The sequence below is a fragment of the Streptomyces sp. L7 genome, from assembly GCF_050990935.1.
Taxonomy (GTDB): Bacteria; Actinomycetota; Actinomycetes; order Actinomycetales; family Microbacteriaceae; genus Leifsonia.
Genome location: NZ_CP194644.1, coordinates 1658746 through 1684241, shown reverse-complemented (window position 1 = coordinate 1684241; position 25496 = coordinate 1658746). Strand labels below are relative to the sequence as shown.

22 protein-coding genes and 4 pseudogenes are annotated in these 25496 nt (G+C 71.3%); 21 read left to right on the top strand and 5 right to left on the bottom strand.

All coding sequences use genetic code 11. The features are described from left to right. Window positions 1-165 precede the first annotated feature (165 nt). The 7 genes and pseudogenes from argC (at window position 166) to ACR5MH_RS08540 (ending at window position 7711) form a co-directional block, all read left to right on the top strand. A complete protein-coding gene (gene argC / locus ACR5MH_RS08570; protein ID WP_433862496.1) occupies window positions 166-1215 on the top strand; it encodes an N-acetyl-gamma-glutamyl-phosphate reductase in 1050 nt (349 codons plus the stop codon). Next, window positions 1212-2366, top strand: a complete 1155-nt coding sequence (argJ, locus tag ACR5MH_RS08565; RefSeq protein WP_431346853.1) for a bifunctional glutamate N-acetyltransferase/amino-acid acetyltransferase ArgJ — start codon at window positions 1212-1214, stop codon at window positions 2364-2366. The genes argC and argJ overlap by 4 nt, the downstream gene beginning before the upstream one ends. A 1-nt stretch (window position 2367) precedes the next feature. Beyond that, window positions 2368-3312: an acetylglutamate kinase gene (gene argB / locus ACR5MH_RS08560; protein ID WP_431346852.1), complete on the top strand. Its 945-nt coding sequence runs from the start codon at window positions 2368-2370 to the stop codon at window positions 3310-3312. Then, window positions 3309-4536: pseudogene (locus tag ACR5MH_RS08555) on the top strand (acetylornithine transaminase). The gene argB and the pseudogene ACR5MH_RS08555 overlap by 4 nt, the downstream one beginning before the upstream one ends. A gap of 35 nt (window positions 4537-4571) precedes the next feature. Further along, window positions 4572-5510 (top strand): ornithine carbamoyltransferase, encoded by a 939-nt coding sequence (gene argF, locus ACR5MH_RS08550; protein WP_431346851.1) that lies wholly within the window; start codon window positions 4572-4574, stop codon window positions 5508-5510. Continuing rightward, window positions 5507-6964: an argininosuccinate lyase gene (argH, locus tag ACR5MH_RS08545; protein WP_431346850.1), complete on the top strand. Its 1458-nt coding sequence runs from the start codon at window positions 5507-5509 to the stop codon at window positions 6962-6964. The genes argF and argH overlap by 4 nt, the downstream gene beginning before the upstream one ends. 120 nt (window positions 6965-7084) lie before the next feature. After that, window positions 7085-7711 (top strand): DNA-3-methyladenine glycosylase, encoded by a 627-nt coding sequence (locus ACR5MH_RS08540; protein ID WP_431346849.1) that lies wholly within the window; start codon window positions 7085-7087, stop codon window positions 7709-7711. Between the two features lie 76 nt (window positions 7712-7787). On the opposite strand, the gene ACR5MH_RS08535 is transcribed toward ACR5MH_RS08540, so the two are convergent. Both ACR5MH_RS08535 and ACR5MH_RS08530 read right to left on the bottom strand, forming a co-directional pair. Next, entirely contained in the window at window positions 7788-8387 is a 600-nt protein-coding gene (locus tag ACR5MH_RS08535; protein ID WP_431346848.1) for a hypothetical protein, read from the bottom strand. Beyond that, a complete protein-coding gene (locus ACR5MH_RS08530; protein WP_431346847.1) occupies window positions 8384-9010 on the bottom strand; it encodes a DNA-binding protein in 627 nt (208 codons plus the stop codon). Before ACR5MH_RS08530 ends, ACR5MH_RS08535 begins: the two co-directional genes overlap by 4 nt. Window positions 9011-9273: 263 nt before the next feature. Between ACR5MH_RS08530 and tyrS the strand changes: the two genes are divergently transcribed. Continuing rightward, window positions 9274-10509 (top strand): tyrosine--tRNA ligase, encoded by a 1236-nt coding sequence (gene tyrS, locus ACR5MH_RS08525; RefSeq protein WP_433862625.1) that lies wholly within the window; start codon window positions 9274-9276, stop codon window positions 10507-10509. On the opposite strand, the gene ACR5MH_RS08520 is transcribed toward tyrS, so the two are convergent. The 3 genes from ACR5MH_RS08520 to ACR5MH_RS08510 are packed head-to-tail and all read right to left on the bottom strand — an operon-like array spanning window position 10487 to window position 13514. Further along, the gene (locus tag ACR5MH_RS08520) at window positions 10487-11560 is read right to left on the bottom strand and encodes a glycosyltransferase (RefSeq protein WP_431346845.1); all 1074 of its coding nucleotides are present in this window, start codon (window positions 11558-11560) and stop codon (window positions 10487-10489) included. The genes tyrS and ACR5MH_RS08520 overlap by 23 nt on opposite strands. Then, on the bottom strand, window positions 11557-12468 hold the full coding sequence (locus tag ACR5MH_RS08515; RefSeq protein WP_431346844.1) for a glycosyltransferase family 2 protein: 912 nt from the start codon (window positions 12466-12468) through the stop codon (window positions 11557-11559). Before ACR5MH_RS08515 ends, ACR5MH_RS08520 begins: the two co-directional genes overlap by 4 nt. Further along, window positions 12465-13514 carry a glycosyltransferase family 2 protein gene (locus tag ACR5MH_RS08510; RefSeq protein ID WP_431346843.1) on the bottom strand — a complete coding sequence of 350 codons (1050 nt, stop codon included), beginning with the start codon at window positions 13512-13514 and terminating at the stop codon, window positions 12465-12467. Before ACR5MH_RS08510 ends, ACR5MH_RS08515 begins: the two co-directional genes overlap by 4 nt. Before the next feature lie 132 nt (window positions 13515-13646). Between ACR5MH_RS08510 and ACR5MH_RS08505 the strand changes: the two genes are divergently transcribed. The 13 genes and pseudogenes from ACR5MH_RS08505 to ACR5MH_RS08445 all read left to right on the top strand — a co-directional run bounded on the left by ACR5MH_RS08505 (window position 13647) and on the right by ACR5MH_RS08445 (window position 25448). Then, complete coding sequence (locus ACR5MH_RS08505; protein ID WP_431346842.1) at window positions 13647-14900, top strand: hypothetical protein; 1254 nt, start codon at window positions 13647-13649, stop codon at window positions 14898-14900. A gap of 19 nt (window positions 14901-14919) precedes the next feature. Next, a complete protein-coding gene (locus ACR5MH_RS08500) occupies window positions 14920-15075 on the top strand; it encodes a hypothetical protein (RefSeq protein WP_431346841.1) in 156 nt (51 codons plus the stop codon). Continuing rightward, window positions 15056-15859, top strand: a complete 804-nt coding sequence (locus ACR5MH_RS08495) for a TlyA family RNA methyltransferase (protein ID WP_433862624.1) — start codon at window positions 15056-15058, stop codon at window positions 15857-15859. The genes ACR5MH_RS08500 and ACR5MH_RS08495 overlap by 20 nt, the downstream gene beginning before the upstream one ends. 119 nt (window positions 15860-15978) lie before the next feature. Continuing rightward, window positions 15979-16904, top strand: a pseudogene (locus tag ACR5MH_RS08490) (NAD kinase). Between the two features lie 58 nt (window positions 16905-16962). Continuing rightward, window positions 16963-18680 (top strand): annotated as a pseudogene (recN, locus tag ACR5MH_RS08485) (DNA repair protein RecN). 51 nt (window positions 18681-18731) lie between these two features. Further along, the gene (locus ACR5MH_RS08480; protein WP_431349368.1) at window positions 18732-20492 is read left to right on the top strand and encodes a CTP synthase; all 1761 of its coding nucleotides are present in this window, start codon (window positions 18732-18734) and stop codon (window positions 20490-20492) included. Beyond that, a pseudogene (locus tag ACR5MH_RS08475) lies at window positions 20492-21183 on the top strand (NUDIX domain-containing protein). Before ACR5MH_RS08480 ends, ACR5MH_RS08475 begins: the two are co-directional and overlap by 1 nt. Next, a complete protein-coding gene (locus ACR5MH_RS08470) occupies window positions 21180-21863 on the top strand; it encodes a site-specific integrase (protein ID WP_433862495.1) in 684 nt (227 codons plus the stop codon). Before ACR5MH_RS08475 ends, ACR5MH_RS08470 begins: the two are co-directional and overlap by 4 nt. Continuing rightward, entirely contained in the window at window positions 21824-22084 is a 261-nt protein-coding gene (locus tag ACR5MH_RS08465) for a tyrosine-type recombinase/integrase (RefSeq protein WP_433862494.1), read from the top strand. Before ACR5MH_RS08470 ends, ACR5MH_RS08465 begins: the two co-directional genes overlap by 40 nt. 334 nt (window positions 22085-22418) lie before the next feature. Next, complete coding sequence (locus ACR5MH_RS08460; RefSeq protein WP_433862623.1) at window positions 22419-23279, top strand: ParA family protein; 861 nt, start codon at window positions 22419-22421, stop codon at window positions 23277-23279. Then, window positions 23263-24090 (top strand): segregation and condensation protein A, encoded by an 828-nt coding sequence (locus ACR5MH_RS08455; protein ID WP_431346837.1) that lies wholly within the window; start codon window positions 23263-23265, stop codon window positions 24088-24090. The genes ACR5MH_RS08460 and ACR5MH_RS08455 overlap by 17 nt, the downstream gene beginning before the upstream one ends. Next, entirely contained in the window at window positions 24080-24694 is a 615-nt protein-coding gene (gene scpB, locus ACR5MH_RS08450; RefSeq protein ID WP_431346836.1) for an SMC-Scp complex subunit ScpB, read from the top strand. Before ACR5MH_RS08455 ends, scpB begins: the two co-directional genes overlap by 11 nt. Next, complete coding sequence (locus ACR5MH_RS08445) at window positions 24684-25448, top strand: pseudouridine synthase (RefSeq protein ID WP_431346835.1); 765 nt, start codon at window positions 24684-24686, stop codon at window positions 25446-25448. Before scpB ends, ACR5MH_RS08445 begins: the two co-directional genes overlap by 11 nt. Window positions 25449-25496: the final 48 nt, after the last annotated feature.

Below are 25496 nucleotides of genomic sequence, written 5' to 3'. Positions count from 1 at the left end.
GGATCGGGCGGTAGGGTTGCAGCATGCTTAACGTCGGTGCCCCCTCGATGCGCCGACGCCTGCGCGACCGCCGAATCTAGGCGGCGCTCGGGCGACCCTTCGCGGTCGGACAGGGGCGTCGCCGGATCCTCGGCCCCCTGTCGTCCACCCCATCAAGGAACAAGCATGACTTTCTCGGTTGCCGTCGCCGGTGCCTCCGGGTACGCGGGTGGCGAGCTGCTGCGCATCCTCGCCGACCATCCCGGGTTCGAGATCCGCACCGTGACCGCGCACAACAACGCCGGTCACCCGCTCGCCGCGCACCAGCCGCACCTGCGTTCGCTCGCCCACCTCACCCTCACCGAGAACACGCCGGAGAACCTCGCCGGTCACGACGTCGTGTTCCTGGCGCTGCCGCACGGCCGCTCGGGGGAGGTGGCCGCGCACCTCCCCGCCGACACGCTCGTGGTCGACGCGGGCGCCGACCACCGGCTGGAGGACCCCGCCGATTGGGCGGCGTTCTACGGCGGCGAGTACTACGGCTCGTGGGCGTACGGCGTCCCGGAGCTCATCGTCGGGGCGGACGGCGCCAGGCAGCGCGCGAACCTCGCAGGCGCCACCCGCATCGCGGCGCCCGGCTGCAACGCGAGCGCCGTGTCGCTCGCCCTCGCGCCGGGCATCCACGCCGGGGTGATCGAGGAGGAGGACATCGTGAGCGTCCTCGCGGTCGGGCCGTCCGGTGCGGGCAAGTCGCTCAAGACCATGTACTTGGCCAGCGAGATCCTCGGCTCCGCGAACCCGTACGCAGTCGGCGGCACGCACCGGCACATCCCGGAGATCCAGCAGAATCTGCGGAAGGCCGGCGCGACCGCGCCGACCCTGTCGTTCACTCCGGTGCTCGTGCCGATGTCGCGGGGCATCCTGGCGACCTCCACGGCCCGGGTGAAGCCGGGGGTGACTGCCGCGCAGGTGCAGGAAGCCTGGGAGGCCGCCTACGCGGACGAGCCGTTCGTGCACGTGCTGCCGGCCGGCAGCGTCCCGCGCACCGCGGACGTGCTCGGCTCGAACACCGTGCTGATCGGGGTCGCCCTCGACCACGCGGCCGGCCGGGTCGTGACCGTGCTCGCCATCGACAATCTGTACAAGGGAACGGCCGGCGCGGCGATCCAGTCCGCGAACCTCGCTCTCGGGCTCCCCGAGACCGCCGGTCTGAGTGTGAACGGAGTCGCGCCATGAGCGTCACCACAGCCAAAGGATTCTCGGCCGCCGGCGTCGTAGCCGGCCTCAAGTCCAGCGGCAAGCGCGACCTCGCGCTGGTCCAGAACCGTGGACCGCTCACGGCGGCCGCCGCGGTCTTCACGACGAACCGCTGCAAGGCGAACCCCGTCCTCTGGAGCGAGCAGGTCATCGCCGACGGCGTGGTCTCCGCCATCGTCCTCAACTCCGGCGGCGCCAACTGCTACACCGGCTCTCAGGGCTTCCAGACCACGCACGCGACGGCGGAGGCCGTCGGCGAGGCGCTCGGGGTCTCGGCCGGCGACGTGCTGGTCTGCTCCACCGGCCTGATCGGCGACCAGCTCGACGTCGACAAGCTGACCGCGGGCGTCGCCCAGGCAGCCACGGCGCTCGCGGGCGACTCCGGGCTCGGCGCCGCCGAGGCCATCATGACCACGGACACCCGCCCGAAGCAGGCCGAGCAGGTCTCTGTCGCCGGCTGGGCGGTCGGCGGCATGGCCAAGGGCGCGGGGATGCTCGCGCCGGGCCTCGCGACGATGCTCGTGGTCATCACCACCGATGCGGTGCTCGACTCCACCCAGCTCGACACCGCCCTCCGCGCCGCGACCCGGGTCACGTTCGACCGGCTCGACTCGGACGGCTGCATGTCGACCAACGACACCGTCGCGCTGCTCGGCTCCGGCGCCAGCGGAGTCGCAGCCGACCCGGCGGAGTTCACGCTCGCGCTCACCGAGGTGTGCCGCAGCCTGGCGAGGCAGCTCCAGGAGGACGCCGAGGGCGCCTCCCACGACGTGACGATCGAGGTCGTGAACGCCCGCACCGAGGACGACGCCGTGACGGTCGGCCGCGCGGTGTCGCGCTCCAACCTGTTCAAGGCGGCGATCTTCGGCAACGACCCCAACTGGGGCCGCGTGCTCGCCGCCGTCGGCACGACCGACGCCGAGTTCGACCCGTACGGCATCGACGTCGCCATCAACGGCGTGCAGGTGTGCACGGCGGGGGAGCCGGACCAGCCGCGCGACCTCGTCGACCTGACCCCGCGTGCCGTGCACGTGCTCATCGACCTCCACGCGGGCGACGAGACGGCGGCCATCCTCACCAACGACCTGACCCACGACTACGTCCACGAGAACAGCGCCTACTCGAGCTGAGATGACTACAGAAACCGACACCGACACCGACACCGACACCGACGACGTCGACACGGCGGAGGCCGCCGAACGCGCCGCCGCGGCGGACAAGGCAGCGACCCTCATCGAGTCGCTGCCCTGGCTGAAGACCTTCCACGACCGCATCATCGTCGTGAAGTTCGGCGGCAACGCGATGGTGAACGACGACCTCCAGCGCACTTTCGCCGAAGACATCGTCTACCTGCGCTACGCCGGCCTCCGCCCGGTGGTCGTGCACGGCGGCGGCCCGCAGATCTCGGCGATGCTCGACCGGCTCGGCATCGAGAGCGAGTTCCGCGGCGGCTACCGGGTGACCACGCCGGAGGCGATGGACGTCGTGCGCATGGTGCTGACCGGCCAGATCAACCGCGACATCGTGAGCAACATCAACCAGCACGGGCCGCTCGCCGCCGGGCTCTCCGGGGAGGATGCCGGGCTCTTCCAGGGCCGCAAGCGCGGCGCCGTGGTCGACGGCGACGAGGTCGACCTCGGCCTGGTCGGCGACGTCATCGGGGTCAACCCGGAGGGCGTGCTCGCCCAGCTCGACGCCGGCCGCATCCCTGTGGTCTCCTCGATCGCGCCCGACATCGACGACCCCGGCCAGGCGCTCAACGTCAACGCCGACGCGGCGGCTGCCGCGCTCGCCGTCGCCCTCGGCGCGGCCAAGCTGGTCATCCTGACGGATGTCGCCGGGCTCTACAGCGACTGGCCGAACCGCGACTCGCTGCTGTCCAAGATCGCGGCGCCCGAGCTGCGTGAGCTGCTCCCGTCGCTGGAGTCGGGCATGATCCCCAAGATGTCGGCGTGCCTCGACGCGGTCGACGGCGGCGTTCCCAAGGCCGCGATCATCGACGGACGCGTGGCGCACTCCATCCTGCTCGAAGTCTTCACGCAATCCGGAATCGGAACGGAGGTGGTGCCCGCATGACCGCACAGATCGTGCCTGGCACCGAGGCCAACACCCAGGGTCGCTGGAAGCCGCGCTACGGCGACGCCATGATGCGCACGTTGGCGACGCCCAAACTCATGCTCGCCCGCGGCGAGGGCTGCCGGGTCTGGGACGTCGACGGCAACGAGTACCTGGACTTCCTCGCGGGTATCGCGGTCAACTCGCTGGGCCACGCGCATCCGGCGCTGGTGGAGGCCGTGAGCCGCCAGGTCGCGACGCTCGCGCACGTGTCCAACTACTTCTCCACGCAGCCGCAGCTTGAGCTCGCGGAGCGCCTGCGCGCGATCACCGGCGCGGGTGAGCACGGCCGCATCCTGTTCGGCAACTCGGGTGCGGAGGCCAATGAGGCGGCCTTCAAGCTGGCGCGGCTCAACAAGGGACCGCACGGGCGGCGCACGCGCGTGCTCGCCCTCCACAACGCGTTCCACGGCCGCACGATGGGCTCGCTGGCGCTCACGGGCAAGCCGCCGATGCGCGAAGCGTTCGAGCCGCTGCCGGGCGGCGTCGAGCACATCGACTCCACCATCCACGCCCTGGAGGCCGCGATCGACGACCGCGTCGCCGCGCTGTTCGTGGAGCCGATCAAGGGGAGGCCGGCGTGCTCGACCTCCCCGAGGGTTTCCTCCAGCGCGCCAGGGAGCTCACCGAGCAGCACGGTGCGCTGCTGATCATCGACGAGATCCAGACCGGGATCGGCCGGACCGGCCGCTGGTTCGCGTACCAGCACGCGGACATCCTGCCGGACGCGATCACGGTCGCGAAGGGTATCGCCGGGGAGTGCCGATCGGCGCCCTCATCACCTTCGGGCGGGCGTCCGAGCTGTACAGCCAGGGCCAGCACGGCTCGACGTTCGGCGGCAACCCACTGGCGACGGCGGCGGGCAACGCGGTGATCGGCGAGATCGAGCGAGCAGACCTGGTCGGCAACGCCGCCCGGCGCGGGGAGGAGCTGCGTGCCATCCTGCGCTCGTACGACTCGCCGCTGATCGGCGACATCCGCGGCGCCGGCCTCCTGATCGGTGTGGGCCTCACCGACGGCGAGGCGCACCGGCTCTCCGACGCAGCGCTCGCGAACGGTCTCATCATCAACGCGCCGAACGAGTCGAGCATCCGGCTCGCGCCCCCGCTGATCGTCGGCGACGCCGAGCTCGCGGAGTTCCGCGAGCGGTTCGGCCGCGCGCTCGACGCCGTGCACGCCTCCTGACCTTCCGACCTCCTGACGCAGAACAAGGACTCCCGATGACACGTCATTTCCTCCGCGACGACGACCTGAGCCCGGCTGAGCAAGCCGAGGTGCTCGCCCTGGCCGCGCGCCTGAAGGCCGACCGGTTCTCCGCGAAGCCGCTCGCCGGCCCGCAGACGGTCGCCGTGATCTTCGACAAGACCTCGACCCGCACGCGCGTCTCGTTCGCCGTCGGGATCGCGGATCTGGGCGGCAGCCCCCTGATCATCCAGAGCGGCGAGAGCCAGCTCGGCGGCAAGGAGTCGCTCGCCGACACCGCGCGCGTGCTGGAGCGCATGGTCGCCGCGATCGTCTGGCGCACGTTCGCGCAGACCGGGCTGGAGGAGATGGCGGAGGGCACGACGGTCCCCGTGATCAACGCGCTCTCGGACGAGTTCCACCCCTGCCAGATCCTCGCCGACCTGCAGACCGTCCGCGAGCACAAGGGCCGCACCCAGGGCCTGACGCTCGCCTTCTTCGGCGACGGCGCCAGCAACATGTCGCACTCGTACCTGCTCGGCGGCGCGACTGCGGGCATGCACGTCCGCGTCGCGGCTCCGGCCGCCTACGCGCCGGACAGCGCCGTGGTCGCCGACGCCGCGGCCATCGCCGAGCGCACCGGCGGTTCGGTGGCCGTCTTCACCGACGCCCGGGAGGCCGCCACCGGCGCCGACGTCGTCATCACCGACACCTGGGTGTCGATGGGCAAGGAGGACGAGAAGGCCGAGCGGGTCGCCGTCTTCGGCGACTACACGGTGAACGCCGAGCTGATGGGCCTCGCGGCGGACGACGCGGTGTTCCTGCACTGCCTCCCCGCCTACCGCGGCCTGGAGGTGACGGCCGACGTGATCGACGGTCCGCAGTCGGTGATCTGGGACGAGGCCGAGAACCGCCTCCACGCCCAGAAGGCGCTGCTGGCCTGGCTGTTGGCCAAGAACGAGGAGGGGGCGGCATGACCGCGGACACCGCTGACGGCGTCGGCAAGACCGACGAGGGCAAGCTCTGGGGCGCGCGCTTCGCGGGCGGCCCCTCGCCCGAGCTGGCCGCGCTGAGCAAGTCCACCCACTTCGACTGGGCGCTCGCGTCCTACGACATCGCCGGCTCGCGCGCGCACGCCCGCGCCCTCGCGGCGGCGGGCTACCTCGACGACGTCGAGCTGGCCGGGATGATCGGCGCCCTCGACGTGCTGGAGGCCGACGTGATCTCCGGCTCCTTCGCCGCCGCCGAGAGCGACGAGGACGTCCACGGCGCCCTGGAGCGCGGCCTGATCGAGCGGGCGGGAGCCGAGCTCGGCGGCAAGCTGCGGGCCGGCCGCAGCCGCAACGACCAGATCGCGACGCTGGTGCGCCTCTACCTGCGCGACCACGCCGGCATCATCGCCGAGCGCCTGATCGCGCTCATCGACGCGATCGCGGCCCAGGCGGACGCCCATCCCACCGCGATCATGCCCGGCCGCACCCACCTGCAGCACGCCCAGCCCGTGCTGCTCGCCCACCACCTGCTCGCGCACTGCTGGCCGCTGGTGCGCGACCTGGAGCGGCTCGCGGACTGGGACCGGCGTGCGAACGTGTCGCCGTACGGCTCCGGCGCGCTCGCCGGCTCCACGCTCGGGCTCGACCCGCTGCTGGTCGCCCGGGAGCTCGGTTTCGCGGTCAGCTCGGAGAACTCCATCGACGGCACCGCCGCGCGCGACGTCGTCGCCGAGTTCGCCTTCGTCGCGGCGCAGATCGGCGTCGACCTGTCGCGCTTCGCGGAGGAGATCATCCTCTGGAACACGCGCGAGTTCGGCTTCGTGACGCTCGACGACTCCTACTCCACTGGGTCCTCGATCATGCCGCAGAAGAAGAATCCGGACATCGCCGAGCTCGCGCGCGGCAAGGCGGGGCGTCTCATCGGCAACCTGACCGGCCTGCTGACCACCCTCAAGGGCCTCCCGCTGGCGTACAACCGCGACCTCCAGGAGGACAAGGAGCCGGTCTTCGACTCGGTGCAGACGCTGGAGGTCGTCCTCCCCGCGTTCACCGGTATGGTCGCGACGCTGCGCTTCCACACCGACCGGATGGCGGAGCTCGCGCCGCAGGGCTTCTCCCTCGCGACGGATGTCGCCGAGTGGCTGGTCACCCAGCACGTCCCGTTCCGGAACGCGCACGAGATCACCGGAAGCCTGGTCAAGTTCGCGGAGGACGACGGCCTGGAGCTGAGCGACCTGACCGACGAGCAGCTCGCCGCCGTCTCGCCGCTGCTGACGCCGGAGGTGCGCTCGGTGCTCACGGTGGAGGGCTCGGTCGCGAGCCGGGCCGGGGCCGGCGGGACCGCTCCCGACCGGGTCGCCGACCAGCTCGCCGCCCTGACCGAACGCGTCCGCGCCCTGACCCGCACCCTCGTCGCGACGCGGCGGGACCTCGGCTGATGGCCGGCAAGCGGCCGGGCTGGCTCATCCCGCTGATCGTCGTCGTGGCGGTCGCCGTGATCGTGATCGGCCTGATCGTGGCCGTCGTCGCCGGCGGCCGGATCTTCTGAGCCGGCCCGCATGACGCTCTACCGGCCCGGGCGCGACGTGTTCACCGCGTCGGCGCTGGAGGTCGCTCCGAAGCTGCTCGGCGCCGTGCTCCGTCACGAGACGGCGGAGGGCGTCGTCGGCATCCGGATCAGCGAGGTGGAGGCCTACGTCGGCGACGGTGTCGACCCCGGCTCGCACTCCTTCCGGGGCCGCACCAAGAGGAACGCGGTGATGTACGGCGGCCCCGGCCACCTGTACACATACTTCACCTACGGGATGCACGTGTGCGCGAACGCGGTGTGCTCGCCCGAGGGGGAGTCGTCGGCAGTGCTGTTGCGGGCGGGTGAGGTCGTGGAGGGCGCCGAGCTGGCGGCGCGCCGGCGCGGCGGTCCGACCGGCCGGGCCGTCACCGCGCGCGACCTGGCGCGGGGCCCCGCGCGGCTCGTGGTGGCGGCGGGCATCCTGCTGTCCGAGAACGGCTCCGACCTCTTCGCGTCCCCGTTCGACCTCCTGCTGCCGACCGAGCAGCCGCCCTATGAGACCGGCCCGCGCACCGGCGTCTCCGGCGCCGGCGGCAGCCTGACCTTCCCCTGGCGTTACTGGATCCCCGGCGACCCCACCGTCAGCCCCTACAAGCGCCACCCCAAGTCCCACTGAGCAGCTATCTCTTCCTCAGTTTCTCCCGCGACACGCCGGGTGTGAGCGGGAGGAAGTGAGGAAGCGATGGCTGCTGTCAGGCGGCGGCGAAGCGGAAGAGGCCGGCGCAGACGCACGCCCAGATCAGACTCACGAGGGTTCCGATGATGAAGCGCTCGCGCGCCTCCGGGGCCTCCAGCTCGGTGAACCTGCCGACGCCCTTGATCGCGATGAGCACGCCGAGCGCCTCCGGGAAGCCGGCCATGATCGAGCCGGTGGTGGCGAACCGCTCGAGGTAGCCGATGGTCATGCCGCCGCGGAGCACTTCGCGCGTCTCCTCCACCCCGCTGACCCGGTCGTGCACGACGATGCCGCCGTGGACGCCGGGCACGGAGGTGCTCCGCGTCGCGAGCGCGAGGGTGAGCTGCGCCGCCGGTCCGCCGCCGACGACGCTCAGCGCGAGCGCGACGAGGCCGATGAGCACCCGGAAGACGACGGGGGCACCGTGCTGCGGGAGTGCGACGAGGAGGAACGCGAGCCCGAGCAGACCGGCAGCGGTGTAGACCAGCGGCCGGCGCGGTGTGCGGAGTGTGGCGATCATGCAGCACACGGCCGCGATGGCGCTGATCAGCGCGAGCGCCCACAGCACGACAGGCAGGACGGTGGCGAGAAGCTGCGGCACGGGCAGGGGCGTCATCCATCCTCCGGTCGTTCGGCCGACTGCTGGGCTGCGTCGGCGGTCCTCAACAGCCTAACCAGGGCCGGCTGGGCCGCGAGGTCGGCGCGCAGGCCGGCGGCGCGGGCACGGTCGTTCGCCGATTGCGGGGTGATGCCGAGCCGGGAGCCGGCCTCCGCCTGTGTCAGGCCGGCGGCGACGAGGTCGTAGAGCTCCCAGCCGGCCTCGCTGCGCGCCGCTCGCAGGGTCAGGAGGAGGCCGACGAGCGCCTCGACGTCGGCGGCGGACTCCGGCGCGGCGACCGCCTCCGCGGCGAACCTCAGCGGGGTGCGCTTGGCGCGGGTGACCGCGCTGCGGGCGGCGACGAACGCGGCGCCGCTGGCCTCGCGCGTCGCCTCGGGGAGGGGCGTGCGGACCTCGCCGATGCCCAGGCCGACGCTCCAGGCGTCGCCGCGCGCGAGGGTGGTGACGATGTCGAAGGCTGTGCCGGCGTCCGCGGTCAGCGCCTGGAGCTCGTCACCGGCGTTCCGGTCGGCGGGCAGCGCGAGCCGCTCGCCGTGGCGCTCGTTCAGCGCCGCGAGAGCCGGCGCGACGATGTCGGGGCGGCCGCGGCTGTCGACCTGGTCGGCGGTGACGACGAACATGGGGACCTCCTCGAGGTGCGCTCCGGAACGGGTGAGGCGGGCGATACATCAGGCCTGTGGACCTGATCCAGACACTATCAGGTCAGGAGACCTGATTCAACCCCAATCAGGCCTGTGGACCTGATCACTCGACAGGTCGGAATGACCGCCGCTGCTACTCTGTGGGAGTGCCAGAAACCGCCGCCGCAGCAGACCGCAGCAGCGCAGAGCCGAGGCTCAGCGCGCAGACCAACGACCCGTCGTTCGACGACGTCTGGGACGAGCTGACGTGGCGCGGACTCGTCCACGTCTCCACAGACGAGTCCGCGCTCAAGGAGCTCCTGGCCGGCGACCCCATCACCTTCTACTGCGGCTTCGACCCGACAGCGCCGAGCCTGCACCTCGGCAACCTGGTGCAACTCCTGACCATGCGCCGGCTCCAGCTCGCCGGGCACAAGCCGCTCGGCCTGGTCGGCGGTTCGACCGGCCTCATCGGCGACCCGCGGCCCACCGCCGAGCGCACGCTGAACACCAAGGAGACCGTCTCCGAGTGGGTCGGCTACCTCGAGCAGCAGGTCACCCGCTTCCTCTCGTCGGAGGGTGAGAACGCCGTCCGCCTGGTCAACAACCTCGACTGGACGGCGCCGCTCTCGGCGATCGACTTCCTGCGCGAGATCGGCAAGCACTTCCGCGTCGGCACGATGCTCAAGAAGGACGCCGTCGCGGCGCGTCTCAACTCCGACGAGGGCATCTCCTACACCGAGTTCAGCTACCAGATCCTGCAGGGCATGGACTTCCTGGAGCTCTACCGCCAGTACGGCTGCGTGCTGCAGACCGGCGGCAGCGACCAGTGGGGCAACCTGACCAGCGGCACCGACCTCATCCGCAAGGTGGAGGGCGTGCACGCCCACGCGATCGGCACACCGCTCATCACGAACAGCGACGGCACCAAGTTCGGCAAGAGCGAGGGCAACGCGATCTGGCTCGACCCGGGCTTCACGAGCCCCTACGCGATCTACCAGTTCTGGCTCAACGCCGACGACGCCGACGTGATCGACCGTCTCAAGGTCTTCACCTTCCTCCACCGCGCCGAGATCGAGCGCCTGGAGCGCGCGGTCGCCGAGGAGCCGTTCCGCCGCGAGGCCCAGCGTCGGCTCGCCTACGAGGTGACGGCGCTCATCCACGGCGCGGACGCGACGGAGGCCGTCATCGCGGCGTCCGAGGCCCTCTTCGGCCAGGGCGACCTGGCCGGTCAGGACCGCGGCACGCTGGAGTCGGCCCTCCGCGAGCTCCCCAACACGACGACGGCGGCGTCCACCACGATCGCCCAGGCCCTGGTCGACACCGGGCTCACCAAGAGCCTCGGCGAGGCCCGGCGCGCGGTCGCGCAGGGCGGGGTGTACGTGAACAACGCGAAGGTCGAGGACGCGGAATCTGCGGTGGGCGACCACCTGCTGCCGGGTGGGATGGTCGTGCTGCGGCGGGGGAAGAAGACGCTCAGCGGGGTGTTCGTCGAGTAGAGAGTGTCTCCTCGAGCCATTCGGTCAGCGCGCAGAATCTCTGAGTGACGAAACTCTCGAGGCGGTCGGCGATCGCGGGGTCGGCGCGAGGCGGCGCCGCTCGCAAGCGCTCGTAAGCCGCGGTGAGTTCCGCCCGATCGTCGGCGAGGACCAGAGTGTCGCCCGCGATGGGGACGAGTTCCTCGACGGCCGGCGTGCGGCGCGTGACGACGATGCGCCCGGCGGCCAGACCTTGCCAGACCTTGTTCGCGACGACGGTACGGGCCTTCGTGGAGTCTCCGAAGATGCCGAGGACCACGTCGGCGTCGAAGATGCGCTCGAGCAGTTCCCGATGGCTCATCGTGTCGTGGAAGACGCAACGATCCGCGATTCCTGCGCGTTCGATCACCTCCCGTACCAGTTCCCGCGGTCCGTAGGAGACCAGGTCCAGGGTGATCCGGGGATCCGTGCCCTCCAGCGCCTCCAGCGCGAAGGGGAGGCCGTGCAGCGGGATGTTGCCGCCGAAGTAGAGGATTCGCAGCGCGCCGTCCGGTTCCCGGGGCGGGCGCGGCCGGATCCACACCGGCGCTCCGACGGGGAGGCCGAGCACCGGCGTGGTCGTCCCGTGCGCGGCGCGGATGGACTCCGCGCGCACCTCGGTGTCGATGAGGTACAGGTCGGCCCACCGCACCGACAGCGCATCGACCATCCGGAGGAGGCGAGCACGCAGTGATCGCTCGGAGGCGTACCCCCAGTCCTCGATCGCCGTCTCGTACTTCCGCACGAAACCGTCGACGATGAGCGGGATTCCGCGCAGCCGGGTCGCCAGTCGTGCGACAGGCACGAAAGGCAGCGAGAATTCGGAGAGGATAGCGGCGTCGGCACCCCGGGTGGCGCGCCAGATCGTCACCGCGTCGGCTACCAGCCGCAGCGCTTTCGGCCCGCCGTCGCGCCGGGCGGAGACCCGCACCCTGAATCCGCTCGCTTCGAGCTGCTCCCGGACCCGGACGTTCCTCGGGTAGCCGGTGTCGTGCACCCGGAGCTGGACGACCGTCGGCTTCACGAGCTTCATCGCGCGGCGCTCGGCGCGGCAGCGGAGGATTCCGCGATCCGGCTCATCCGGTTCAGGCGCCGCAGGAGCGGGTTCCGCTCGGAGGGCCGGAGCACGCCGACGGTCGCTGCGAACCTCCGGATGTCATCGACGACGCCGCTGGGTGTCTGGTCGGGTGGGAAACCGGCGCGCCGCCATTCGAACCACCGCGGGACGAACCCGAGGCAGTGGTCGGCCAGCGCGTCGAACGACTCCCGCACGAGCGGATTCGCGGAGCGCGCCTGCCACCAGGACGGCTGGGCCGTGGTCTGCGTGGCGGTGCGACGATAGATCATCCGCGGCACACGGAGGCGTTCGATGCTGTAGCCGGCGGTGGCGGCTCGCAGATACAGGTCGAAGTCTTCGCTGGCGATGTCGCTTCGCCACCCGGCGAGCGAGCGGACCATGTCGGTCCTGGCCAGCATGGTCGGCTGCATGAACGGATTCGTCAGCAGCAGGATGAATGGCGCTGAAGCGGGTGAGATCGCGTACGGTTTCTGCGGTCGCACGATTGCCGTCCCTTCGCGCCACTCGACCCCCGTCGTGAAGCTGAAGTCGACTCCGCGCCGGAGCCGTCGCAGCTGCGCTGCGAATCGCCCCGGCAACGAGATGTCGTCGGCGTCCATCCGGGAGACGAGCGGGGTCCGCACCCGATCGAGGAGGAGATTGCACGAGCGCGCGATGCCGAGCCCGGTCTCGTCCTCGAGCACCTCGACGCGGTGATCGGCGACCGTGCGGGCGGCGGATTTCGTCCTGTCGACACTGCCGTCCGACCGGACCAGAACCCGACCGGTCCGGGGAAGCGACCACAGGATGCTGCGGATCGCGGTCGCGATCGTCCGTTCCGCGTCGCGTGCCGTGATGATCACAGTGATGGCCTCGTCGTTCATACGTCGTGCTCCTCTCGTCGCTGCGGACGGCGGACTCGGCGGCCGAGATCCAGGACTGCGAGCGCCGATCTCAGCGCGAGCGGCAGCAGCGCCGGCACGGTGCGCAGGAGCAGTACGGACCCGGCGAGACCGGGTGATCGTCGGGCGATCGACTGGATCGACAGTCCTCGTGCGCGTCTGCGCGCGAGCAGGAGAGCCTCGTCGACGGCAGCCCTGTCGGCGTTCCAGCGCACCGCGGTCTTCACGGCGGCCAGACAGAGGAACCGAGCGGTGAAGAGGTCCCGGAGCGCGGGGGTCAGGGCGTCGGCCAGCAGGGCGAGCACGTCGTCATGGGCACGTTCGAGCGCCCCGAGATCGGGTCTGCGGCGCCGGGTTATCGAACCGGGTTGGCGGATGTACGTGTAGACGGTCTCCGGGATGAGCCGGGCACGCTGAGCGCGGGCGATCGCTCCTGCGACGCCCACGATGTCGCTCTGCGACACGATCCGCGGGAACGGATCGACGCCGAGCGACGCACGGCGGAACAGCTTCGACCAGAGGAAGCCGTGGATCGTGCCGTCGAGCAGGAGCGTGGCCGCCGCGCGCGCGTCGACTTCGCGGGGAGCAGCGACCTCGGCGCCGTCGATGCGACGACGATCGAGGGCGTCCGGCCCCCATCGGAAGTCGGCACGGCCGACGACGACGTCGACACCCGCCGCGTGTGCACGCAGCGCGGCGAGCCCGCTCTCGCTCCAGTCGTCGTCATGGTCGACGAACCAGACGTACTCCCCGGACGCGCGCGCCAGCGCCTCATTGCGACGTGCGGCGACTCCCGCATTGTCGGTGTGGCGCACGTACGCGACGCCGTTCGCAGTGCGGAGGCTCTGCTCGAGTCGTTCGGCGCTTCCGTCGGTCGATCCGTCGTCGACGACCAGGACATCGACACCCTCCACCCGGGCGAGACGGCGGATTCGCCCGGCCAGGCTCTCTGCGCCTTCGCCGACATCGCGCAGGCTCAGGATCACCGTGGCGGAGGGCAGTGGGTCAAGCGCAGGGGTGTCGCTCATCGTCAGGGTCGGCTCCAAGGATGCGGCTGGTGGTCGTGGTTCTATGATCTAACCTGTCACCATCTCACAGAACAATATCAGACCCGTATTTCAATCATCGGGCGCCTCGTCGCCGCCGAGGAAGGATCCTTCGTGAATCGCGCCATGTCGTTCGCCCGGCTCCTGTCCGGCTATCTCGCGGTGCCGCTTCTGAATGCCGTCTCGCCTCTTCTGGCACTGCCCGCTATCACAGCGGTTCACAGCGGTGCCGCATGGGCGGCCGTCGCCATCGGTCAGTCTGTAGGGGGCGCCGGGGGAGTCATCGTCGAGCTGGGCTGGGGGCTGTCGGGCACACAGCGCGCGGCACGGCAGTCGGAGCGCAATCGGGCGCGGGCTTTTGCACTGTCCATCGTGACGAAGGCGATGGTCTCAGTGCCGGTCCTCCTCGTCGCGTGCGCGCTGACGGTCCTCCTCTCGCCCGGCTTCGGAGCGGAATCCGCGCTGGTGGCCATCGGCGCGGTCCTGGGGATGTTCGCCGGTGGGTGGATCTTCATCGGGATCATGAGACCCCGTCTCTTCCTGCTCACCGAGGTGCTGCCCCGTGCTCTGCTCATCCTCGGCGCTGCGCTGGCGATCTCGCTGGGCGGCTCCCTGCTCTGGTATTCCTGCGCACTGGTGGTCGCGTCGCTGTTCGCGAGTGTCTCGGGCGCCGCCGTGCTCGGCGTGCGGGCGGGGGACTTCGTCGCCGTCGGATTCCGACGGTGCATCCGGATCATCGGGATGCAGGGGCACGCGCTCGCCGCCAACGTGTTCTCCAGCGTGTACATCTCGTTGGGAGTCACGGTGGCGACGCTCGGCTCGCCGCACTCGACACTGCTGTTCGCGACCGTGGACCGTCTGCAGCGGATGACCCAACAGGTGCTCTTCGCTCAGAACAGTCTCATGAAGGGCTGGGTGGGCACGGTCGTCGATCCTGCCGCCCGGCTGGAGCGCGCCCGCCGAATGGCGTTCCTCGCCTCGGTGCTCGGCGTCGTCTTCGGTGCAGCCTTCGCGCTCGGCAGTCCGCTCGCCGCGGACGTCGTGTTCTCCGGAACCGTGCACATCCCGGCCGCCGCCGCGGTGATCGGCGGTGCGTCGATCTGGGTGATCTGCACCTCGATGGCATCCGGAGGTGTACTGCTCGTCACGCTCGGCCGGGTGGACGCCATCGCGCGGTCGGCGTTGGGCGGGGCGGTGGTCGGCGTCCCGCTCATCTTCCTCGGGAGCATGTTCGGCGGCGGGACGGGAGCCCTCGGCGGACAGCTCGCAGCGGAGACGACCGTCCTCGTGATCCAGGTCGTGACCATTGCGGCCGTGCTGCGACGCCGCCGGGCGGCCCTCGTCGAGTCGGCGCCCGCGTCGTCCTGAAACTGTGTAGTGTGACCGCATGCCCGACTTCCCAGCAGACGACGGCGACGCCCTCGTCGCACGCCTCGAGGTGATCGAGGGGCAGCCGCTCGCCGAGCGCGCCGGGGCCTACGCTCAGCTGCACGAGTCGTTGCAGGCCCGGCTGGAGGGCAGCGATCGGCGTGGCGGGAACTGAGCGTCTCGACGTCGCCCTGGTCACCCGTGGTCTCGCCTCGTCGCGCACGCGCGCGGCGTCCCTGATCGCCGACGGCCTGGTGACCGTCGACGGCAGACCTGTGCTGCGCGCTTCTGCCAAGGTGGCCGACGGTCAGGAGCTCGTCGTCGCCGGAGCCGACCACTACGTGAGCCGCGGGGCCCACAAGCTGATCGCGGCGCTCGACGCCTTCGAGGTCCCCGTCGCCGGGCGCGTCGCTCTGGACGCCGGCGCCTCGACGGGCGGTTTCAGCCAGGTGCTGCTGGAGCGCGGCGCGAAGCTGGTCGTCGCGGTGGACGTCGGGCATGGCCAGCTCGACGCACGGCTCGCCGGCGCTGAACGGCTGCGCTCGTTCGAGCGCGTGAATGTGCGGTCGCTGGACGCCACCGGGTTCGCCGCGCTGGTGGGCGACGGGATCGCGCCGGAGTTGGTCGTCGCCGACCTGTCGTTCATCTCGCTGACCCACGTCCTCCCGGCGCTGCGGTCGGTCGCGACCGACGACGCCGACTTCGTCCTGCTGATCAAGCCGCAGTTCGAGGTGGGCAGGCAGGGGGTCCGCGAAGGGATCGTGACCGACCCGGGGCTGCGGCTGGACGCGGTCGAGCGCGTGCTCTGGGCTGCACACGACGTCGGGCTCGGCACGGCCGGCGTGATCGCCTCACCGATCGCCGGCACCCACGGCAACCATGAGTTCCTCGCCTGGTTCCGCGGCGACGCGCCCGATCCGTCGGCGTCGCGCGAGCTTCTCCTCCACCTCTCGCCCTGACTGAACGTTCTCCACAATCTCCGCTTCCCGGGCGCATCCCCGACCGAAAACCGACAGAATGGTGGGACGGCCCGGAACCGGGCGGACGCAGAACGGGCGAGAAGGCACAGGGAGGCGACGTGGCGGCATCGGGTGACGCGCAGCGATACATTCTCGTCGTCGCGCACACCGGCCGTCAGGACTCGCTCGATGCCGGCGTGCAGGTGTGCCGTCAGCTCCTCTCCGCGGGCGTCGTGCCGGTGCTCAGCGAGGACGAGCGCCGCGATCTGCTCGCCGCCGCGCCCGACCTCGACGCGGTCGCGGTGCTCGGCGACGAGGTGCAGGCGAGCGACCTCGAGCTGGTGATCGTGCTCGGCGGGGACGGAACCATCCTGCGTGCGGCCGAGCTGGTCCGGGGTGCACGGCGCCGCTGCTCGGCGTCAACCTCGGGCACGTGGGCTTCCTCGCCGAGAGCGAGCGCGACGACCTGGAGATCGCCGTAGCCCGCGGGCTCGCGAAGGACTACGAGGTGGAGGAGCGCATGACGCTCTCCGCCCGGGTCAAGGTCGGCAAGGAGGTCGTCTACGAGAGCTGGGCGCTCAACGAGGCGACAGTGGAGAAGGCGAGCCGGGAGCGCATGCTCGAGGTCGTCATCGAGGTCGACGGGCGGCCGATGTCGAGCTTCGGCTGCGACGGCGTCGTGATGTCGACCCCGACCGGGTCCACCGCCTACTCGTTCTCGGCCGGCGGACCCGTGGTCTGGCCCGGCGTCGCCGCACTGCTGCTCGTGCCGCTCAGTGCGCACGCCCTGTTCTCGCGGCCGCTCGTGGTCGACGCCGACTCGTCGCTCGCGATCGAGCTCCTCGACCGCGCGGGCGGGGAGGGCATCCTCTGGTGCGACGGCCGGCGGCAGTTCGACCTGCCGCGCGGCTCCCGCGTCGTGGTGCGCCGCTCGCCCATTCCGGTGCGGCTCGCGCGCCTGCACCTCGGGCCGTTCACCGACCGGCTCGTGCACAAGTTCGACCTCCCGGTGACGGGATGGCGGGGGCCGGCCGGACGTGACTGAGCGCTCCACCGCCCGCGCCGCGGCGGGCCGCACGCAGGCGGCCGCACCACGCGGCGGCATCGACGAGATCTCCATCCGCGACCTCGGCGTCATCGCCGAGGCCGCGCTGCCGCTCGGTCCCGGATTCACCGCGATCACCGGCGAGACCGGCGCGGGCAAGACGATGGTCGTCTCCGCGCTCGGCCTCCTCCTGGGCGAGCGCGCCGACACCGGCGCTGTCCGGCTCGGCAGCGCGCAGGCCTGGGTCGAGGGCCGCTGGCGCGTCGAGGAGCCGGGGAGGTCGTGGAGCGCGTCCGCGACGCCGGCGGCGACGTCGACCCGATCGGCGACGGAGCGGCGGAGCTCGTGCTGAGCCGCTCGGTGTCGGCCGAGGGCCGGTCGCGCGCCGTCGTCGGCGGTCGCAGCGCGCCGGTGAGTGTTCTGACCGAGCTCGGCGAGCAGCTCGTCGTCGTGCACGGCCAGTCCGACCAGCTCCGGCTGCGGTCGGCCGTGGCCCAGCGCGAGGCGCTCGACCGCTTCGCCGGGCCCGAGCTCGCGAGCGCGCTGGACGGCTACGTGCAGGTGTTCCACCGGTGGCGCGACAACGCGACCGACCTGGACGAGCTCCTCGCCGACCGCGACCGTCGCGCGCGGGAGGCCGACGACCTCCGTGTCGCGATGGCCGAGATCGAGGCCGTGGCGCCGCAGCCGGGGGAGGACGCCGAGCTGGGCGAACGCGCCGAGCGGCTGACGAACCTGGAGGAGCTGCGGCTCGCCGCCGCCGGCGCCCGCGAGCTGCTGTCCGCCGAGGAGTCCGAGGAGCCCGACGTCGTCGGCCTGCTGGAGGCCGCGCGCCGACAGATCGAGCGCGTCGCGCCGCACGACGCCGAGCTCGCGCCGACCGTGGAAGCCGTCGCCAACCTCAGCTACCTGGCCTCCGACATCGCCGGGCAGCTCTCCACCTACCTCGCCGCGCTCGACACCGACGGCTCCCGCGAGCTGGAGGCCGTGCAGGAGCGCAGGGCGGAGCTGTCCACGCTCGTCCGCAAGTACGGCCCCACCCTGGACGACGTGATCAGCACCCTGGAGACCGGGAGCCTGCGGCTGCTGGAGCTCGACGGCGACGCCGACCGCATCCAGGAGCTCACGGATGAGGTGGCGGCCGACAGAGCGCTGGTGAGGGAACTCGCCGCCGACCTGAGCGAGCGCCGCCGGGCCGCAGCCGAACGGCTCGCCGCCGCGGTCTCCGACGAGCTGTCCGCCCTCGCGATGCCGGATGCCCGCGTGGTCGTCGAGGTGACCCAGCGCGACGAGGACGACCCGCAGAGCTACACGGCCAGCGGCCGCGACCAGGTCGCGATCCTGCTGCGCCCGCACCCGGGCGCCGAGCCGCGGCCGCTGGGCAAGGGCGCGTCGGGCGGCGAGCTCTCGCGCGTCATGCTCGCGATCGAGGTCGTCATCGCGGCGACGGACCCGGTGCCGACGTTCATCTTCGACGAGGTGGACGCCGGCGTCGGCGGCGCCTCGGCCATCGAGATCGGCCGCCGCCTCGCGCGCCTGGCCGAGAGTGCGCAGGTGATCGTCGTGACGCACCTCGCCCAGGTGGCGGCGTTCGCGAACAACCACCTCACGGTCGTCAAGGGCAACGACGGCGCGGTGACGGCCTCCAGCGTCCGCCGGCTCGACGGGGACGAGCGGATCGCGGAAATGGCGCGGCTGCTCTCGGGCCTGCCCGACTCCGAGAGCGGGCTCGCTCACGCCCGCGAGCTCGTGGACATGGCGGCGGCCGCACGCTGAGCGCGACACGCGCGGGACACCCCGCAGCAGGTGATAAGCTGAGAGCCCGTGGTGGATAATTCAGACGCGGCGCAGACCAACAGCAAAAACGGCACTACCAAGCACATCTTCGTGACAGGTGGTGTCGTTTCTTCGTTGGGGAAGGGCCTCACAGCGGCCTCCCTCGGCAACCTCCTGACGGCCCGCGGCCTCCGCGTGGTCATGCAGAAGCTCGACCCGTACCTCAACGTGGACCCGGGGACGATGAACCCGTTCCAGCACGGCGAGGTGTTCGTCACCGACGACGGCGCCGAGACCGACCTCGACATCGGCCACTACGAGCGGTTCCTCGACATCAATCTCTCGCAGTCGGCGAACGTCACCACCGGCCAGATCTACTCGAACGTGATCGCCAAGGAGCGCCGCGGCGAGTACCTGGGCGACACCGTCCAGGTCATCCCGCACATCACCGACGAGATCAAGCGCCGGATGCGCCTCCAAGCCCAGCCGGGCCCGGACGGCGAGCCCGCGCCGGACGTCATCATCACCGAGATCGGCGGCACGGTCGGCGACATCGAGTCGCAGCCGTTCATCGAGTCGGCGCGCCAGGTGCGCCACGAGCTCGGCCGCAAGAACTGCTTCTTCGTGCACGTCTCGCTCGTGCCGTTCATGAACGCCTCCGGCGAGCAGAAGACCAAGCCGACGCAGCACTCGGTCGCGGCCCTCCGCTCCATCGGCATCCAGCCGGACGCGCTCGTGCTGCGCAGCGACCGGCCGGTCTCCGAGTCGAACAAGCGCAAGATCGCGCTGATGTGCGACGTGGACGAGCAGGCCGTCGTCAACGCGGTCGACGTCCCGAGCATCTACGACATCCCGACCATGCTGCACGAGCAGGGCCTGGACGCCTACATCATCGACCAGCTCGGCCTCGACAAGGCCGCCGACGTCGACTGGAACGGCTGGGCGCGCCTCCTGGAGGCCGTGCATGACCCCAAGCACGAGGTCACCATCGGCCTGGTCGGCAAGTACATCGACCTCCCCGACGCCTACCTGTCGGTCACCGAGGCGCTGCGTGCGGGCGGCTTCGCCCACCGCACCAAGGTGAAGCTCAAGTGGATTCCTTCGGACGAGTGCCAGACCCCGGAGGGCGCCGCCGCGCAGCTCGGCGAGGTGGACGGCATCTGCGTGCCCGGCGGCTTCGGCGTCCGCGGCATCGAGGGCAAGGTGGGCGCGCTGAAGTTCGCCCGCGAGAACGGCATCCCGGCCCTCGGCCTGTGCCTCGGCCTGCAGTGCATGGTCATCGAGTACGCGCGGAACGAAGCCGGCCTCGCCGGCGCCTCGTCGTCGGAGTTCGACCCGGAGACCGAGTTCCCGGTGATCGCCACGATGGCCGAGCAGGTGGAGATCATCGCAGGCGGCGACCTCGGCGGCACGATGCGCCTGGGCCTGTACCCTGCGCTGCTGGCGGAGGGGTCGCTCGCGGCCGAGCTGTACGGCGCCGCGGAGGCCAGCGAGCGCCACCGTCACCGCTACGAGGTGAACAACAACTACCGTGAGCAGATCGCCGACGCCGGCCTCTGGTTCTCCGGCACCTCGCCGGACGGCCACCTGGTCGAATATGTCGAGCTGCCGCGCGACGTGCACCCGTTCTACATCGGCACCCAGGCCCACCCGGAGCTGCGGTCGCGCCCGAACCACGCCCACCCGCTGTTCGCCGGACTCGTCGGCGCGGCGCTGGACCGGCAGAAGGCCAGCCTGCTGTTCGAGGTCGGCGGCGACGACGAGGTCGGCGCCGCCGTCGACGGTGCGCTCGAAGTGGGCGCGGACGCCTGATGGCGCCGGAGACCGGCGGCGCGCCCGAAGCCGGCGCGCTCCGTGATGAGCGGTTCCATCCCGAGATCGTTTCCTCCGAGGTCGTCTTCGACGGGAAGATCTGGGATGTCCGGCGGGACACCTTCCGCTACAACGGCGAGGAGATCACCCGCGAGTACGTCGACCACACCGGAGCCGTCGCGGTGCTCGCGCTGGACGACGAGGGCCGCGTGCTGCTCATCCGGCAGTACCGCCACCCCGTGCGTCACCGCGACTGGGAGATCCCGGCCGGGCTGCTCGACATCCACGGCGAGGACCCCTGACCGCGGCGCAGCGCGAACTGGCCGAGGAAGCCGACCTCCAGGCAGAGCACTGGAACGTGCTGACCGACGTCTTCACGAGCCCCGGCGGCAACGACGAGGCCATCCGCGTCTACCTGGCGCGCGGGGTGCGGTCTACCGCCGAAGCGTTCGAGCGTGAGGCCGAGGAGGCGGACATCGAGGTGGCGTGGGTGCCGCTGGAGGAGGCGGTCGACGCGGTGCTCGAGCGGCGTGTCCACAACGCGGTGCTGATCATCGCGGTGCTCGCCGCGCGAGTCGCCCGGGAGAAGGGCTGGGCGGCCCTCGACGCAGCCGAAGCGTCCTGGCCGAGCCACCCGAAGCTGTCAGACCACGCTGCGCCCGAGCTGAGCGAGCAGAGCGCCGCGGGATGACGGTCGCGGCGGACGCGGACGCCTTCCTGAGGCACGTCGCCATCGAGCGCGGCCTCTCGGCGAACACGGTCGCCGCGTACCGGCGCGATCTCACGGTCTACACGGTCTGGCTGGCCGAGGAGGGCGTCGGCGACGTCCGCGAGGTCCTGCCGGCGACCGTCTCGACCTACCTCGCCCACCTCGCCTCGCGTGAGGAGTCGCCGCTGACGGCGACCTCCCTCGCCCGGATGCTGTCGACGGTGCGCGGTTTCCACCGGTTCCTGCTGGAGGAGGGCCGCGTGCAGGTCGACGCGGCCCGCGACATCCGGCCGCCCAAGCAGCCGAGCACCCTCCCGAAGGCGATCAGCGTCGACCAGGTCGCCGCGCTGCTGGCGGCCACCGACGGGGATGAGCTGGACCACCTCCGCGACAAGGCCCTGCTGGAACTCATGTACGCGACCGGCGCGCGCGTCAGCGAGGCGGTCGGACTCAACGTGGACGACGTGATCGACACGGACGTGGTGCGCCTCACCGGCAAGGGCGCCAAGCAGCGGATCGTGCCGCTGGGCAGCTACGCCCAGGCCGCGGTCGCCGCCTACCTGGTGCGGGCGCGCCCGGTGCTGTCGGCACGGGGAGGGCGACGCCCGCGCTGTTCCTGGGGATGCGCGGCGCACGCCTGTCCCGGCAGAACGTCTGGCTGATCATCCGGGCCGCCGCCGAACGCGCCCAGCTCGGCGTCGAGATCTCGCCGCACACCCTCCGGCACTCGTTCGCGACCCACCTGCTGGCGGGCGGCGCGGACGTGCGCGTGGTGCAGGAGCTGCTCGGCCACTCGTCAGTGGCGACGACGCAGATCTACACACTGGTGACCGCGGACGCGCTGCGGGATGTGTACGTGACGGCTCACCCGCGGGCGCGGTGACGCCCCCGCGGCCTCCGTGGCGTAGCCGCTGCCCACGTGCCGCCGCAGCAGCGCGAGGCTCCACTCGGCGTCGCGCCCGTCGCGGAGTCGGAGGCGCAGGCGCTCGGTGGTGAGCTCGGCTGGCATCGTCGGCATCCGCACAGCGTACGCCCTGGGACGCGCCCGGTGATCTGCCGAGGACTGCGCAGTGACCCGCCGCCGTCGCGGCCCGCGTCGAGGGGTGCGCGCGGATAGGATGGAGCCCGTGAACAGGCCGTGAAACGGCCGTCGGTCGAAAGGGACGAGGATCAGCCAGGTGACGCGCAACGACGAGGTCAGGACGGAGCTTCCCGGCATGGACACCGCAGCCCTCGCCGCGCCGCACGGGCCCACCGGGCGACCGCTGCGCACGTTCCCGGCCCCTGCCGAGCTGCGACAGCACGGCCCCGCGAAGATCGTGGCGCTGTGCAACCAGAAGGGCGGCGTCGGCAAGACGACGACCTCCATCAACCTGGGTGCCGCGCTGGCCGAGTACGGCCGCAAGGTGCTCGCGGTCGACTTCGACCCGCAGGGCGCGCTCTCGGCCGGTCTCGGCGCACAGACGCACGACGTCACCACGATCTACGACCTCCTCCTGAACCGCAACGCGGACATCCAGGAGGCCATCCAGTCCACCGGCGTGCCCGGCCTCGACATCATCCCGGCGAACATCGACCTCTCGGCGGCCGAGGTGCACCTGGTCAACGAAGTGGCGCGCGAGCAGATCCTCGCCGGCGTGCTGCGCAAGGTGTCGGCCGACTACGACGTCATCCTGATCGACTGCCAGCCGTCGCTCGGAATCCTCACCGTCAACGCGCTGACCGCGAGCCACGGCGTGCTCATCCCGCTCGAGTGCGAGTACTTCGCCCTCCGCGGCGTCGCGCTGCTGATCGAGACCATCGACAAGGTGCGCGAGCGCCTCAACCCGGCGATCGAGCTCGACGGCATCCTCGCCACGATGTACGACTCCCGCACGCTGCATTCGCGCGAAGTGCTGGAACGCGTCGTCGACGCGTTCGGCGACCGCGTTCTCGAGACGGTGATCTCCCGCACGGTGAAGTTCCCGGACGCCTCCGTCGCGGCGACGCCGATCACGCAGTTCGCGCCCGAGCACCCGGCGGCGGAGGCCTACCGCCAGCTCGCGAGGGAACTGATCTTCCGTGGCGCCGTCGCCTGAGGCGCCGCAGGATCAGGACACCGCCGACGAGGGCGGCTTCCGCGTCGCCGTCGGCCAGTTCGAGGGGCCGTTCGACCTCCTGCTGTCGCTCATCTCCAAGCACGAGCTGGACATCACCGAGATCTCGCTGAGCCGGGTCACCGACGAATTCATCGCCTACCTGCGCCGCCTCGACGCCGACGAGAGTCTGGACGAGGCGAGCGAGTTCCTGCTCGTCGCCGCGACCCTGCTCGACCTCAAGATCGCCGGCCTCCTGCCGCAGGGCGAGCTGGTCGACGCGGAGGACGTCGCTCTGCTGGAGGCGCGCGATCTGCTGTTCGCGCGGCTTCTGCAGTACCGGGCGTTCAAGGAGGCCTCGACCTGGTTCGCGGTGCACCTCGATGCCGAGAGCTCGCGGCACGCCCGCACGGTGCGGCTGGAGGACAAGTACCGGCAGCGCACGCCCGAACTCGTCTGGACGCTGACCGCGGAGGACTTCGCGGCGCTCGCGACGTTGGCGATGACGCCGCGCGAGATCCCCGTCGTCGGCCTCGACCACCTGCACGCGCCGCTGGTCAGCATCCGCGAGCAGGCCGCAGTGGTGGTCGGGATGCTGCGTGCGGGGGAGCCGCTGTCGTTCCGGCAGCTCGTGGCCGGGGCGGAGCAGAAGGGCGTCGTGATCGCGCGGTTCCTCGCCGTGCTGGAGCTGTACCGGCACGCGGCGATCGCGTTCGAGCAGCTCGAGCCGCTGGGCGAGCTGACGCTGCGCTGGACGGCCGAGCACTGGTCGGAGGAGAACCTGTCGAACCTGGGAGCGGATTATGACGGTTGACGGAACCGAGCTGGAGACCGAGCCGGCCGGCGTGGAGGACGCTCGGATCGAGCGCGCGCTGGAGGCGATCCTCATGGTGGCCGACGAGCCGATGAGCCTTGTGACCCTCGCCACCGCGGTGGGTGCGCCGGTCAAGCGCGTCCGCTCGGCTGTCGACGCGCTGGTGGCCGACTACGACGGCGCAGCCGGACCGGACGGCGCTCCCGGCGTGCGCCGCGGCTTCGAGCTGCGGGAGGTCGGCGGCGGCTGGCGCGTCTACGTGCGGCCGGAGTTCGACGCCGTCGTCTCGGGCTACGTCCTCCAGCAGAACCCCACCCGGCTGTCGCAGGCGGCGCTGGAGACGCTCGCCGTGATCGCCTACAAGCAGCCGATCAGCCGCGGTGCGATCGCCTCCATCCGCGCCGTCAACGTGGACTCCGTGGTGCGCACGCTGCTCGGCCGCGGCCTGATCACCGAGCTGTTCACCGACAGCGAGACCGGGGCGATCAACTACGGCACCACCGACCTGCTGCTCACCCAGCTCGGCATCAACTCCATCGAGGAGCTGCCGAAGATCTCGCCGTTGCTGGCGGACGGCGCGGAAGGATTCGACGATGTCCGCTGACGGAGTGAACGGCGGCTCGCCCGCGCAGGGCGAACGCCTCCAGAAGGTCATGGCGGCCGCCGGTGTGGCCTCCCGCCGCGTCTCGGAGGACATGATCGTCGCCGGCCGCGTCACGGTGAACGGCCAGGTCGTCACCGAACTCGGCCGCCGCGTCGACCCGGCCACCGACCGTGTGGCCGTGGACGGCACCGCGGTCCAGCTCGACACCTCCCGGCGCTACGTGATGCTCAACAAGCCGGTCGGCGTCGTCAGCTCGATGCGGGATGAACAGGGGCGTCCCGACCTGTCGCGCTTCACCGCCGGCTACGCGGAACGGCTGTTCAACGTCGGGCGCCTCGACGCCGAGACCTCCGGCCTCCTCATCCTCACCAACGACGGCGAGCTCGCCCATGTGCTCGCCCACCCGAGCTTCGGCGTCACCAAGACCTACATCGCCCGCGTGCGCGGCACGGTCACCCCGCAGACGATCGCCCGCCTGACCAAGGGCGTGGAACTGGAGGACGGCCCGATCGCCGCCGACAAGGCGCGGCTGCTCCAGTCGCGCTCCGCCGGAGGCGACAGCCTGGTCGAGATCACCCTGCACTCCGGCCGTAACCGCATCGTCCGCCGGATGATGGCGGAGGTCGGCCATCCGGTGATCGAGCTCGTCCGCCGCCAGTTCGGGCCGCTGCACCTCGGCACCCTGAAGGTCGGCGCGATGCGCGACCTGACCAGGGACGAGCTGGGCGCGCTGCTGACGATCTCGCGCCAATAGCAGGAGACTCGGCCGCATTCTCCGTCTGGAGCGCATCCGGAAGGAGGT